At 59.7% G+C, this 14,824-nt stretch carries 10 protein-coding genes; all 10 read left to right on the forward strand.

Annotated features, from left to right (window positions below; genetic code table 11):
- Positions 1-29 precede the first annotated feature (29 nt).
- Positions 30-1,115 carry a hypothetical protein gene (locus tag SB786_RS18315; RefSeq protein WP_410728670.1) on the forward strand — a complete coding sequence of 362 codons (1,086 nt, stop codon included), beginning with the start codon at positions 30-32 and terminating at the stop codon, positions 1,113-1,115.
- A 144-nt stretch (positions 1,116-1,259) separates the two neighbouring features.
- Positions 1,260-3,785, forward strand: a complete 2,526-nt coding sequence (locus tag SB786_RS18320) for a type VI secretion system Vgr family protein (RefSeq protein ID WP_410728671.1) — start codon at positions 1,260-1,262, stop codon at positions 3,783-3,785.
- A gap of 502 nt (positions 3,786-4,287) precedes the next feature.
- On the forward strand, positions 4,288-4,758 hold the full coding sequence (locus SB786_RS18325) for a DUF3304 domain-containing protein (RefSeq protein ID WP_410728733.1): 471 nt from the start codon (positions 4,288-4,290) through the stop codon (positions 4,756-4,758).
- Positions 4,759-4,889: 131 nt separating this feature from the next.
- Positions 4,890-5,360, forward strand: a complete 471-nt coding sequence (locus tag SB786_RS18330; protein WP_410728672.1) for a DUF3304 domain-containing protein — start codon at positions 4,890-4,892, stop codon at positions 5,358-5,360.
- A gap of 10 nt (positions 5,361-5,370) precedes the next feature.
- A complete protein-coding gene (locus SB786_RS18335; protein WP_410728673.1) occupies positions 5,371-5,976 on the forward strand; it encodes a DUF3304 domain-containing protein in 606 nt (201 codons plus the stop codon).
- A complete protein-coding gene (locus SB786_RS18340) occupies positions 5,940-8,171 on the forward strand; it encodes a phospholipase effector Tle1 domain-containing protein (RefSeq protein ID WP_410728674.1) in 2,232 nt (743 codons plus the stop codon). The genes SB786_RS18335 and SB786_RS18340 overlap by 37 nt, the downstream gene beginning before the upstream one ends.
- Before the next feature lie 23 nt (positions 8,172-8,194).
- Entirely contained in the window at positions 8,195-9,052 is an 858-nt protein-coding gene (locus SB786_RS18345) for a DUF4123 domain-containing protein (protein ID WP_410728675.1), read from the forward strand.
- Positions 9,053-9,077: 25 nt separating this feature from the next.
- Positions 9,078-9,359, forward strand: a complete 282-nt coding sequence (locus SB786_RS18350; RefSeq protein WP_410728676.1) for a PAAR domain-containing protein — start codon at positions 9,078-9,080, stop codon at positions 9,357-9,359.
- Between the two features lie 12 nt (positions 9,360-9,371).
- Complete coding sequence (tssL, locus tag SB786_RS18355; protein WP_410728734.1) at positions 9,372-10,682, forward strand: type VI secretion system protein TssL, long form; 1,311 nt, start codon at positions 9,372-9,374, stop codon at positions 10,680-10,682.
- A gap of 25 nt (positions 10,683-10,707) precedes the next feature.
- Positions 10,708-14,805, forward strand: a complete 4,098-nt coding sequence (gene tssM / locus SB786_RS18360) for a type VI secretion system membrane subunit TssM (protein ID WP_410728677.1) — start codon at positions 10,708-10,710, stop codon at positions 14,803-14,805.
- The last annotated feature ends 19 nt before the right edge of the window (positions 14,806-14,824 follow it).

The following is a 14,824-nucleotide window of genomic DNA, read 5'->3' on the forward strand; positions in this document are numbered from 1 at the left end:
GCTCGTCCTTTTTGGGATAGGTCTGTTCAATGACAAATATTCATTTCTTGCAAAGAAGTATTTCAACGGTGATTTTGTCGATTCTCGCAGGCGGGGTGTTGGCAGCCTCGGATACGACGATCCAGCTCTGCCAAGACGCCGATTGTCGAGTGCCGTTGGCAAGCGAGCCGTATAAATGGATGACGATCGATGGCCGAACTCTGGCTGGTGGGATTACTGATGAAAACGGTAACGCTCACGTCGTTTCAGAATCCGATGTGACGGAGTATGTACTTGAAACTGTCAATCGTCGTCTGGACTATTACGTTGAGCCGCGATGCTGGAAGGGTGGTTTCGAACGTTGCATCAAGATGACTGATTCAAGGCATATTGACGGTTTCGATGATCCTGAGTCGCGCAAGAAGCGTGAGCCGGAAATGGCGAGCGAAGATGTCGAAAAAAAACAAATAGTACAGGCACAGCTGCGTATTTATAGAAAAATGGCGGCCGAGAATGACGATCAACTGGCTTGGCTTGGACCGTTGCCGAAAGAATGGCCGCAAGACGATGTGCGCGCGCGCTGGAACAGACTAACGGATCAAATCTCGGCGGACGTCGCTGCATTCAACGAATCGGGAGATTCATTTAGGAATTTTCGTTGCAAACGGCCAGTGGAATTCGGCCCAGTTCCGGATGAAGGCGCCGTTCAGAAGTTTATGACTGAGTTTGGCTCAGGCGAGACGAGTGACGCTACATGGGACGGTGTCATATTGGCGGCCAAAAAAGGCAACTGGCAGGCCCGATGGTTCGTGTACGCCTACTACAGGGATGTTCTTCCTCGCGTGAACAATCTTGCATTGTTTTACCGAGTGCTGCAATTGAAGGAATGGCTTGTGTCTCATCAGATAGGACCGATCTATTTGGAATTATCGAATGATCTGGCTGCGACCGGTCTGGGGGGCGGGCTGTCTGGGTCTATGTCGCCAGAAATTCTTCTGGCTGCTCATCGCGGTAGCTATACGGCAATGTCGAAGGTGGGACATTCGCTCGAGCACGACGAGTCGCCAGATCTTAAAAGGGTGGGAAAGGCCATGGTCGCCTGCGCGAAGTCCATCGTGCCGAAAGTGATGCGATGAAAGACCGTAATGGAAGCAATCCAAGAGTGAACTAGGTAGTTGAGGCCGGCGCAGTGATGGTGCGGGAGTTGGCGCTAGTGGCAACAAAGGGATCGCATAACTATAGCTCGTCGATGAACCGATTGATTCAATGGAGATACCGGAATGGCTTTATTTGATGTGCCTCGGACATTGTCGGTTTCCGGCGCTGCGCTACCGATGTACGGCGGACAGTCGATCCTCACTCCGGTGAAGCTGAGCGGTGACGAAACCATTGGTGAACTGTTCGAGTACACGCTCGAACTGAAAACGCCGGATGCGCTCGGGTTTTCGCAGAGCATCGCGGCGAATGTCAAACTCGACAAGCTAATCGGCACGGAAGTCACCGTCACGATTCAGCTCGAGGGCAAGGGACGCTTCATTCCCGGCTTGGCAGGCAATGCCGGCATGGCCAATCTCGGTGCCGGCGCACGCGAGATCACCGGGATCGTCAGCCATGCGACGATTGTGCGTGAAGATGGCCGATCGATCGTGTATGCGCTTACGCTGCGCCCGTGGCTATGGCATGCAACCAAGAATCGCGACTGCCGAATCTTTCAGGACATGTCCGTGGTTGAGATCACCGATGCGGTGCTCTCGTCCTATCCGTTTCCGGTCGAAAAACGTCTCACCACGCCGCGGCCGAACAATACATGGCCCAAGCGTGACATTCAACGCCAGCACCTGGAAAGCGATTGGACGTTCCTGCAGCGCCTATGGGAAGAGTGGGGAATCTACTACTTCTTCGAGCATAGCGAAGGCAAGCATCGGCTCGTGCTATGCGACTCGATGGGCGCGCTCAAACCGCATGGTGATGCTTATGCCGCGCTTCGCTATGAGCCGCCGACCGGTCGACGGCTTGACGAGGAACACATTCAGGACTTCTCGGTCTCCCATGCGCTGACCACGGGCGCGGTGACGAGCGTCGACTACGACTATACGTTGCCGCGTGCGGACCTGAAGGTGATGCGCGAAGATCCTCGCGATACGGGGCTCGCACATCAGGAGCATTACACATGGGGCGATTACGCGCAGCCGCAAGCTGGCGCGGCTGGGCTCTCGGGCGATCACAACGAGCCGCGCACGGAAGCGGAGTACCTGACGCTCGTGCAGATGGAGGCTTGGCGTTGTCAGGGGTTGAGGGCCTACGGCAAAGGCAACCTGCGCGGCGTGGTGACCGGCCAGACGTTCGTGCTGTCGCATTATCCGCAGGATGCGGCGAATCGCGAGTATGCGGTGATCGCCTGCAAGCTGACGATCGAGGAGATTGGCGAAGCGTCGGGATCCGGCCAGCGATACCGTTGCGAAGCGGATTTTACGGTGCAGCCGACCAATGAGCCGTTCCGGCTGCTGCGTACGATTGCAAAGCCACGTATGAACGGCGTCGAATATGCCGTCGTGACGTGTCCGGAGAATCAGGAAATCTGGACCGATGCATACGGTCGGGTAAAGCTCCAGTTTCTGTGGGATCGGCTGGGCAAGAACGATGAGCGATCGAGTTGCTGGGTACGTGTGGCCGGTGCTTGGCATGGCGATCAGTTCGGTGGAATCTTTCTGCCGCGTCGAGGGCATGAGGTCGAGGTCGCTTTCGTCAACGGCGATCCGGATTTGCCGATCATCGTGGGCAGCGCGACCAATGCGTTCAACATGCCACCGTTCGACTTGCCGAAGAACCAGGCGCTCGCCGGCTATCGCAGCCGCGAGATCGGCGGTCGGCGCGCGAATACGCTCGCCTTCGACGATACGAACGGGAAAATCCAGGCGCACCTGTCGAGCGACGAAGGCGCCTCGCAGTTGAATCTGGGGTATATCACGCGCATTGCCGGGAATGCGGGGCGGCAGGATGAGCGCGGTCGGGGCGTCGAATTGCGCACCGATGGGGACGGTGTCTTTCGCGCGGCGACGGGCATGTTGCTCACGACGGAAGGCCGTCCGAATGCGCAGGGCCATGCCAAAGCCATGTCGGAAGCGATTCGGCGACTCGAAGTTGCACAGAGTCTGCATGTCGCGATGAGCCAGGCCGCCCAGGAAGCTCAAGCCCAGGAGACCGACGGACACCAGTCGGACCTCGCGAAGACGATTGAAGCGCAGAACGATCAAATCCGCGGTGTCGCAAGCGACGGAAATCCGTTCCCGGAATTCTCTGAGCCTCATCTGCTGATCGATGGTAAGGCGGGTGTTGAAATCACGACGCCTGCAACGGTTCACGTGGCTGCGCAACAAGTCGCAGTCACGAGTGAAGGGCATGTTGGCGTCGCCAGCGGTCGCAGCCTCTTTGCAAGCGTGCGTGACACGATCAGCCTGTTCGCGCAGCGTGCGGCAATCCGGATCTCGGCCGCGCTCGGCGACATCGTTCTTCACGCGTTGACCAGTTCGATCAAGCTGGAGTCTGCGAAGTCTATCCAGTTACTGACTAAAGTTATCCAGATCACCGGTGTTGAAAAATTGGAACTGCAAGGCGGCAAGACCCGCATGGTGCTTGACGACAGTGGTGCGCAGATATTTACGCCGGGCAAGTTCGTTGCGTTCGCATCCACTCACTCGCTACCAGGACCGAAAGACTCGCCGATCAGCCTTGCACCGAAAAGCATCTGCATCGAATGTCTGCTCAAAGCCGCCAGAGGTGGTTCGGCGCTGGTGCCACGGCAATAACTTCAACCTTCGGATCGATAGCATGGTCAATAGCGCTTGTTGCTCACAGTTGGGAGTTTTCCTGAAGAGGATGCTGCCGGTACTTTGCCCGTCATTGGCTGCTTGCGCGGGCGGACAACCAACTGGCACGACAGTACAACTTGAGGTATCCAAAATGATCCGGCTACTGGCTGGGGACTCCAAGGCATTGAACTACACGCGTTGGTACATCCATTCCTTTGCGCTTTTCGGATCATCTGGTAGCGGTATCGGGGGAGAGGGATCGAATGTGGTGCCGTTGAAGGCAGATTGCAGGTCGCACAGGGCATGACCGATGACGAATGGAACCGATGTTATCCGCCGGCTCATGATTGAGAAAGGGGATGCAGTGACGATTCGATGGCGTGTTGTGGGGATCAGCTTGCTGTCGGCGCTATACCTGTCGCTGACTGCGTGCGCCGGCGGACAGCCGCGTACATGGGAGGTGGTAGACGTGCCTCGTCCAGTAAAGGTTGGGGGCGGCATGGATGTTCTCGCGTTGAACTATTCGCCTTGGTACATCCACACGTTTTCGATTGCCGGGCCGTCAGGAAGCGGTATCCGTGGTGGTGGGCCGAATGTTATGCCAATTCAGAAAAACGGTCGACCCTCAGGTGGAGGGGCAGGAGTCTGTTGCATGAGCTACCCCCTCGAATGGCAGCCGGAGTTGAAGCTGACGGTGCGCTGGCTGGTGGACAAAAAACAGGATGGGAAAACACCGGGCTACTGGTACAAGGCGGAGAACGTTCGGATTGCACAGTACAACGGTGCCAATGCTGGGGGGATATGGAGCATTTTCCTGCCCGGCGACCGGGTCCGCATCATGATTACCGATGGCAATCGCGACGGCGGCAACAATCCGAACAACCGTCCTGCTGACAACGATCCGTACATCGTGCAGGGCGTGATTGATCAGGAATGGAACAGGCTTTACCGCAAGGGGGGGATGCAGTGATGATTCGATGGCGTGTTGTGGGGATCAGCTTGCTGTCGGCGCTATACCTGTCGCTGACTGCGTGCGCCGGCGGACAGCCGCGTACATGGGAGGCGGTAGACGTGCCTCGTCCAGTAAAGGTTGGGGGCGGCATGGATGTTCTCGCGTTGAACTATTCGCCTTGGTACATCCACACGTTTTCGATTGCCGGGCCGTCAGGAAGCGGTATCCGTGGTGGTGGGCCGAATGTTATGCCAATTCAGAAAAACGGTCGACCCTCAGGTGGAGGGGCAGGAGTCTGTTGCATGAGCTACCCCCTCGAATGGCAGCCGGAGTTGAAGCTGACGGTGCGCTGGCTGGTGGAAAAGAAGCGGCCGGACGGAAAAAAGTGGGGTTACTGGTACAAGGCGGAGAACGTGCAGATTGCCCAGTACGACGGTGCCAATGCTAACGAGGCGTGGGGCATCTTCCTTCCCGGCGACCGGGTTCGGGTGATGATTACCGATGGTAATCGCGATGGCGGAAACAACCCGAACAACCGTCCGGCCGACAACGATCCGTATATCGCGCAGGGTGTGATCGACGAAGAATGGAACCGGCGTTATCCGCCGGCTCACGATTGAGGAGGATGCAGTGACGATTCGATGGCGTGGTGTGGGAATCAGCTTGTTGTCGGCACTTTGCCTGTCGCTGATTGCGTGTGCTGGTGGGCAGCCGACAACGTCGGTAACAACAATGGAGATGCCCCGAAAAGTCCGACTGCTCGGAGGGGACACCAAGGCGTTGAATTACACGCCTTGGTACATCCATTCTTTTGCGCTATTCGGGCCGCCCGGGAGTGGTATCGGTGGAGGCGGGCCGAATGTCATGCCGCTCCAGCCGAACGGGAAACCATCAGGTGGAGGTAAAGCCGTCTGTTGCACGAGCCTGCCTGCTGAATGGCAGCCGGACCTGAAGCTGACGGTGCGCTGGCTGGTGGACAAAAAACAGGATGGGAAAACACCGGGCTACTGGTACAAGGCGGAGAACGTGCAGATTGCGCCATACACCAGTGGCAATACCGGTGATGCGTGGGGGATTTTTTTGCCGGGTGATCGGGTGCGCGTCATGTTGACCGATGGCAATCACGATGGCGGGAACAACCCGAACAACCGTCCGGCCGACAACGATCCGTACATCGCACAGGGCGTGATTGATGAGGAATGGAACAGGCTTTACCGCAAGGGGGGGATGCAGTGACGATTCGATGGCCTGAACCGATATCGCCCGGCGGCCGGTTGCCGTTGTCACAAAGCGACGACGCGTACAAGGAGGGTGCGCTGCGGATGTATGACGAAACCCGGTCGTGCCAGCAGACGCTGCAGATCAGTCTTTTCTTTGATGGCACGAATAACAACGATGCGCCGGATAATCCCCTGCGCGATTCACTCAATCGCACCCACACCAACGTCGCGCGACTTTTCAACGTTGCGCACGACAAGGTGGACGACGGCATCTTCAAGTTTTACATCCCGGGTGTCGGTACGCCGCTGCCTGAGATCGGCGAAATTACCTACCTGAAGATGGGCAAGGCGATGGCCGAGGGATTCAACGCGCGCTGTGTGCTTGGTTATGTCCGCGTGCTGAATGCTGTCTATCGCGTGATTGCGCCAGACAAGACCCTGGCGCTGATCTCGCCGGCAAAAGCAAAAACGTTATGCGATGCCGCTGCAAACGGTGACGTCAGTGGGTTCGAAGAACCGATCCAGACGCTGGGTGTGACCCACAAGCTTGCGGTCGATGCCGGCCATCCCCCCGGGACGATCCGAAAAATCTGGATCAATGTGATCGGCTTTTCCCGTGGGGCCGCCGGCGCGCGCGCATTCGTCCACAAGCTGATCAACAGTTGGGCGCCCGGCGGCAATCTCGTCAAGTTCGCCGGCAAGTACGCGCTGCCGTATCAGGTGAACTTCCTGGGGTTGTTCGATACGGTGGCGTCCGTGGGCCCCCCCGATTTTACCCGTGCAACTGTCGACATCGGGTCGTTCGACGGACACTTCGCCTTTGCCAACAATGGTGCCATGCGCATCCCCGAGTCGGTTCGCTACTGTGTTCACGCGTTCTCAATCCACGAGCAGCGCATGAGTTTTCCGGTCGATTCGATCCGCGAGATTGGGGGAGCCTATCCATCCGGCATCCGCCACGAAATCGCCTATCCCGGTGTGCATTCGGACGTCGGCGGTGGCTATGCGCCGAACGAACAGGGCAAGGGCCGTGATCCCGACAAGGGCGACGGCGGCAAGCTCAGCCAGATCCCGCTGCACGACATGTACATCCACGCGCTCGAGTATGGCGTGCCGATGATGAAGGGCGATGAGATTCTCGACAGTCCGGTAAGAAGGGCGGATTTCGCGTTGTTCCCCGAGACGATCGAAGCCTTCAACAACTGGCTAAAAACCGCCGGGCCGATCGGGCGCATGGAGGATGCGATCAAGCACGGCATGGCCGAGATGCTGGCATGGCGGACGCTACGTGCGCAGCCGCAGACGCCCGAATACGTGGCCAATCAAGCATTCTTCCTCAAGGCGAGGGAAGACAGGATGACGCCCTACAAAGTCGAAGAGGCACTGGAGAAAGCGAAGAAGACTGATCCGCAGCTCCGTGCGCTCAAGGCGAAGCTGGCTCGACTGCAGGTGCAGAAGTCCCAAGAAACGGGCAATCACCGGTATCCGGCCAACATGCCCAGGATCACGGAGTTGGACGCGCAGATAAAGGAGACGAATCTTGAGATCGATCGCCGCACGGAAGCGCTGTGCGGCCAGGTGGCTCATCCGGATGCCGAGGCTGCCTCGCCAGCGCGGCCCGGCGAAGGTGTCTGTGACGTTACGACCAACGAGCAGACCGATCTGCGCCAGGGCGCGGAGGAGATGCGCGTGCTGCTGGGCTACTTGCATCCTGAGGATCGCGAATCGAAGTGGAAGGTAACCGTGACCGTACGCATGGACCAGGCCCCCCGACAATACCCAGACACGGATACGACGACAACGACACTCTCGGTGAAGCACGAGCAGCCAGGCAGTGACGCCCCCGAGGTCAGACTTGCGGAGAGCGGGATTCTGCTTGCATCGACATGGAGCACGATTTTCAGCATATTCAGCCCGTCGAATGACATCGTGGCGGCGCCCGCGCGCGGCGTCGTCAGCTTCCTGAAAGATCATGCGTCGATGGACGCCGCCAACCGGCTTCAAAAAGAGGCCATCACATTGCTCGATGACTATGTCCACGACAGCCGCATCTGGTTCCGCGTGCCCTGGTTTCACGAATACGCGCCGGGTGGTTACGGCTGGCCTCGCGTGATCTTCGAGGGCGGCAAAAAGCGGATAGCGTATCTGGGGCTGACTTCCGAATCTGAACTGCTGGTTGCCGGGAACACCAGTAAGGCTGCGTGGGCGTAGAGGCAGAGGAGGGAGTCAACCATATGCAACAACGCGCACAATCTTTCGGTCTGGTCGACGGTGCAGCCAACCCAGCGAGGATCTTGCCTTTGCTCGAGCAGTCCGGCGCGCAGTTCGTTTCGCTCTTTGAGGGGCTACCTGAAGAGCAACTCGGACCAGCTTCTCTATTTCTTACCCGTATGGATGATCCTGCCGCAACGTGGGTGAGCGAACTGGATCAAATCGATCTTCACTCGCCATGTCTCACGCTTGTCTGGAGCCGTGTCGATCTGTTGGAACTCGCCACGCATCTGCGCGCATTCCTGTTTGCGGGGATCGGAGACGGTATGACCGCGATGGTCCGCTTCTTCGATCCTCGCAATACTGGCGCCGTGCTTGATATGTGGGGCAAACAGATCCGCGATGTGTTCCTGGCACCAATCGAACGAATCAAATATCGCGGACGTCACGCACAGTGGCAGACGGTCGAGAATGATTCGCTGAATGTGGGGCGAATTTCCCGGTCCGTGATGATCGAGCTTGACCAGGAGGATGTTGACAAGCTGATGGCGCATACCGAGCCAGATGAACTGATCGCATCGCTGATCGACCTGGGGCACATCGATGAAAGCCTGCCTTACAGGAGCCGCTTCACCGAATTCGAGCCCCGGTACCGAAGGGCACTGGAATGGGGATTCACCGAACCCGGAGACCGGCTCGCCTATTGCAACTATTCGTACCGCTACGGAGCAGGCTTTGATCGGCACCGGTACATTCGCGACGCACTGACGGCTCGTCGTCGAACTGGCGAGGGTTTCGACGCAATGGTGGATCAGATACCCGGATGGGTATGGGGAGAACTGAAGCGCGGGAGCGAAGCCGGATTGCACGCGAAATCTTGACAAGTCACTGACTCGAAAAATAAACATGGCGCTGAAAATAATCGTGGTCGGGGATACGACCTCGCACGGGGGCCGAGTCATCAGCGGCTCGGAAACTCACACTATCGGCGGCCGGGAGATCGCCCGGCTGGATGACTTGGTTGATTGCCCCGAAAAGTATCCGGACGGTCGTCCGCATGGCATCAACCGGATCGTCGAGGCGCATCCGACGTTCACCATCGGCAACCGACGCGTGGCGATGCACGGTCATCGAACGGAATGCGGTTGCACGCTGATTGGCAGTGTCTCAGCAGACGCTGGAGGCTAACGTATGGCGACAATGAATTTTCCAGCTGATGAGGCAAAGGAACAGTCCGCCGTTGAAAATAAAGGTGGCTCTTCAACCGCCAGCGTCCAGAGCGCATTCGGCGACGGAGATACGTTCTCGAAGGCGGTTCCAGAAGATCTCCCGTCGGAGCCGTTTGACCAGCGGTTGGCTGCGGTTCGCGTGGCGCGAAATCCGTTGCTGGAAGCGTCCCGTGTTTTGCTCCGTGCTCAGGCGGACATGCCCGATCAATTGACGTCGAACCAAGCGATTACCTGGTTAAAGTCGTTGCTTGAACAGGAGGTACGCGTATTCGAGAGGTTGTGCGAGCAGGGAAACATCCGTCGCGATCACATGATCGGTGCGAGTTACTGCCTGTGTACGGCACTGGACGAAGCCGCAACGCAAACCGCGTGGGGCAAGAAGGGCTCGTCGGCAATCGAATGGATCCAGGGAGGGCTTGCGATCACTTTCCACGGAGACCTCAAGGGCGGTGACAAGGTCTACCTGCTGATAGGCCGATTGCTGGAAGATCCTCACGAGCATCGTGACCTCCTGGAAGTAATTTACCGGATTCTCAGCCTCGGTTTCGAAGGTCGCTACCGAGGCGTGACCGACGGCAAGCGCAAGCACGACGCGATTCGTCAGCGGCTCTACAACGTGATCACGTCGCAGCGCGAACCGGTGCCGCTGGCGCTATCGCCTCACTGGCAATCGACCGCGAAAGGCAAGCGCTTGTCGTTCACCGATTTTCCGGTATGGATCACCGTCACCATCCTGTCGGTAATCTTGCTCGGATTGTTCGGCTGGTTCAAGTACGAACTGGTCAGCCGTAGCGCGGACGTTCAGAAACAGATTGCCGACATCGCCCGCATGACACCGCCGCCTGCGCCGCCGCCGCAACTGCACCTCAAGCAATTGCTCCAGGATGAAATCGCCGCCGGCACCGTCAGTGTCGACGAAGACGCTCGCCACAGCGCCGTCACGTTCCGCGGAGACGCGATGTTCAAGCCCGGCGGCGCGTCGGTTCAGGCATCGATGAATCCGCTGATTTCAAAGATCGCCGCAGAGATCGCCAAGGTGCCCGGCAAGGTAACGATCATCGGCTACACGGACAACGTGCCGATTCGCAGCCGTCATTTCGCGTCGAATCAGATGCTGTCGGAAGAACGCGCCACCCAGGTCATGCAGATGCTGCAAACCGCCGGCGTGCCGGCGAACCGGCTCGAAGCCGTCGGCAAGGGCGATGCCGATCCAGTCGGCGACAACCGCACCGCGCAGGGGCGTGCGCAAAACCGGCGCGTCGAGATCGACGTCGCACGCTAAGCCAGATCCGTTTCCGGAATAAAACATGAAGAAGTTCCAGTTCCTGTCGTTTCTGGCCTCGCGCCAGTTCCTCGCGTTCCTCGCACTGATCGTCGTTTCACTCGTGATCTGGTTCGTCGGCCCGTTTTTCGCGTTCGGCGGGCTCAAGCCGCTCGCCGGCGCCGGCATGCGCGTGCTGCTGATCGCGCTGTTGCTCGCCGGCGTGCTGCTCTGGCTCGTGGGCGTGTCGACGAGCGTTGTGTTCGTCGCGTTGCTGTGCCTGCTGATCTGGTATACGGCGCCGCTGCTGTCGCTCGGCCATACGGCGCCGTTCGAGCCCGTGTCGGCCCGACTCACCGCGATCGCACTGATCGGGGCCGCTTTTGTCCTCTTCTGGATCGTCCGCCTGTGGCAAAAAATGCGCGAAGACGACGCGTTCATGAAGAAGATGCTGCGCATGGATCGCCGCAAGGATGAATCGCCTGCTGCCCCACGCTTGCGGAAAATCGAAGGGATCGTGACGAGTGCGCTCACGCGCCTCAAATCGATGCGTACCGGTGCGCGCGGTCTGGGCAAGCTGTTCCAGGGCAAGCGCTATTTATACGAGCTGCCTTGGTACATCACGCTCGGTTCGCAAGGGTCCGGCAAAACCAGCGTACTGATGAACGGCGGGTTGGCGTTTCCCGTTGCCGAGCAGATGCAGCGCGCGGTCGGGACGCCTGCCGGTGACGCTGCCTCGGTGGACTGGTGGCTGACCAATGACGCGGTGTTGATCGACACGGCTGGTTACTACACACGTCATGGCATGTCGACGGCCGAGGACGTCAAGGCGCCCGCCGCGGAAACGGGAAAGCCGGCCGCCGGCGTTCCGGGCAAGGACGGCGCCGATGTCCAGCCGGCTGCGAAAAGCGCTGAAGACGATACGAAGCAGAACGAGGCGTCGCAATCGAAAGCCGCCGCCCCGTCAACGGCCAGCGGTCATGTCGTTCCGCCCGGTCAGGGTACGGGTGAGCGTCGACAGAAGGTCGATCGTGCGGAATGGCTCGGATTTCTGGGCATGCTGCGCCGGCATCGGCCTCGCGCGCCGATCAACGGCGCGTTGCTGACGATCGATCTTGCCACGTTGGCCGGTGCCGACGCACACGCGCGTGTGGCTGAGGCCGCCACGTTGCGCGCGCGGCTGGCCGAACTGAGGCAGGAGCTGGGTATTCGTTTCCCTGTCTATGTAATGGTCACGAAGATGGACCGTCTGACGGGTTTCGCCGAGTATTTCGGGGCACTGACGGCCGAGGGGAGGGCGCAGACATGGGGCTTTACGCTTCCGTATGGCAAGGAAACGGTTGCGAAGGAGGGGCTGCGCGCCCGCTGCCAGGCGGAACTTGCCGAACTGTCGCAACGGCTTAGCGGTTCGATCGATACGCATCTGCAGGATGAGTACGATCCGCGCAAGCGCCGGTCGCTTGCGGCGCTGCCGGAGGAGTTTGCTGCGCTGCTCGGACCGCTGCTCGACCTGATCGACCGGGTGTTTCTCGATTCGCGCTACGACGATACCCAGCTCCATTCGACGTTGCGCGGCGTGTATTTCACGAGTGCACGACAACGGGACAGCGAGATCGTCGTGGAGCGCGGTACAGTCGTTCAACGTCTTCTGTCGACTCAGGACCACGCCGCCGTTTCACCGGCGCGAGCCGAGGGCAACCAAGGGTTCTTCCTACACGATCTGCTGACCCGTGTCGTGTTCCCGGAATCGCATCTGGTGAGCCCCAACCTGCGCTGGGAATACCGCTACCGGCTCTTGCGCCTGATCGGCCACACATTGGCGCTGCTGTTGTTCGTATGGCTGGCGATCGGCTTGCATGTGAGCTTCGGCCACAACGGCGACTATCTCGACACGATTGGCCGAAAGGTGCAGGCGCTTACGGCCCGCGTCACGGAGTTGTACAAGACGCCGAAACTGCAAGCCGTGCCCGATACGCTGACAGACGCACGTTATTTGCCGACCTTCCCGGGACTCGACCTGTCCGATCCGGACAGCGCGTGGCGCTACGGCCTCTACACGCCGGCGGACATAGCAACCGAAAGTCGCCGCACCTACGACGCACTCGAAGACAACCTGCTGTTGCCGCAGATCGTGCAGCGTCTGGAGAACGTCATGTCCGGCGCGATAGCGAGCAAGGATTCGAAGGCCGCCTACGATGCGCTGCGCGTGTACCTGATGCTGTACGACAAGGCGAAGTTCAATGCCGCCGACGTCAAGGCCTGGGTGCTCGATGACTGGGCGAAGACCGATAGCGCGGCTGCTTTCGGTGGAAGGGCGTCGATGATCGACCACGTGCAACAGCTTTTCTCCGGAGAGCGCGTGGTGCAGTCTCCGCTGATCCGCAACGATGCGCTGGTGCAGCAGGCGCGCGCGTTTCTCGACGGTAGCAATGCCACCGATCGCCTTTACCAGCGCGCAAAGGCGGCCATGCTGAAGGAAGCGCCCGACGAGTTTACGTTGCTGCGCGCGGTAGGCCCGCAAGCCGGCACGGTATTCACGCGAGCGAGCGATGCACCGTTGTCGCGCGGCGTGTCGGGGCTCTTCACGTTCGATGGCTATCGGAATCTGTTCGACAAACGGCTGCCCGAGTTCGTGCAGATCGCGCGCGACGACGACGCATGGGTGATGGGGCGCTCATACTTGGGCGAGGCTCAAAAAAAAACGGCTGAGATTGTGAGCAACGCAACCGGCGCCGATGATGCATTGACCGACGCGGTTCGCCGCGAATATCTGATGGAATATGCCCAGCAGTGGGACGCGTTTCTCAACGACATCCGGACAGTGAGCGGCACGAGCCTTGCGTTCAACCTGAAGGTGCTGCGCAGCTTCGCGGCACCTGATTCGCCGCTCGTGCGGCTCACCCGCGCAGCCGTGCACGAGACGACGCTCGCGCAGCCGATCGCCGTGTCGGACGGTTCGCTGCTGCAGCGGGCCGCCGACCAACTCAATCAGAAGGCGGACAAGGCGCTGGGTATTCGGGCGTCGGAGCGCGTTGAACGGGAACTCGTCGACAATCACTTTGCGGCGCTGCGCGAGGTGGTGACAGGGAGCGTGGATGCGCAATCCGATACGCAACCTGCTGCCACACAGGCGGACAAGACGGGGCTGGATGGCGTTACCAACTTGCTGAACGACTATTACACGGCGCTCACCGTTGCCGACAATGCATTGTCGAACAACAGCATGCCACCGGCGAGCGACGTAGCTGCGAAACTGAAAATGACAGCCGACACGATGCCGGCGCCGTTTCGCGCCGTATTGCTGCAGCTTGCCGCCGATGGTTCGCGAGAAGTCAATCAGGGGATCGGCCAACTGCTGTCGCGCCAGATGCAGGCGGTGGTCGGCGACGCTTGCCGGCTGACGATCGAAGGAAATTACCCGTTTTCGCCCGACAGCAAGCGCGACGTCGGTATTGACGATTTCACGCGCGTGTTTGCGCAGGGCGGCGTGATCGATGATTTCTTCGTGAAGACGCTGGCACCGTTCGTCGATACGTCCGCGAAGCCGTGGCGCTATCGGACGCTGCCGGGCGCGACCGAGCCCGTACAGGGGCCGGACCTGGAGCCGTTCGAGCATGCGAAGGCAATCCGCGACATCTTTTTCAACGATCCCGGCCACAAGCAACTGACCTGGAAGGCCGACATCCGAATTCCCGAACTCGACCCGACGATCATGAGTCTGTCGCTCGACATCGATGGACAGACTACGCTCTATCAACATGGCCCGGTCGCGCCTTTCAAGGTCACGTGGCCGGGACCGCGTGGCGGCGTCCACACGGAAATCACGGCCAGCCCGCGCATCCGGCCGGACACGTCGACGATTTCAACCGACGGCCCTTGGGCGTTGATGCGCCTGCTCGAGAAAGGTCGCGTGATGGAGACGGCGACGCCGGGCCGCACGCGCGTCGCGTTCAGTTTCGACGGTCGTCACGCGGCGCTCGACGTCGCGAGCGCCGGGAGTGTCGCGAATCCGCTGACGAGCGACGTGCTGAAGACGTTTCGGTGCCCCAGCACGATGTCGGCGTTCAACGTGCCGGATAGCGGCCCGCCGCCGGGGTTGCCGCGAGGCATGTTGCCGGCGAGCGCGGGAAGCGCTTCCCGCTGAGCCGGGAGGGATCGATCAA

The organism is Burkholderia sp. SIMBA_062 (assembly GCF_046534765.1).
GTDB classification, from domain to species: domain Bacteria; phylum Pseudomonadota; class Gammaproteobacteria; order Burkholderiales; family Burkholderiaceae; genus Burkholderia; species Burkholderia ambifaria.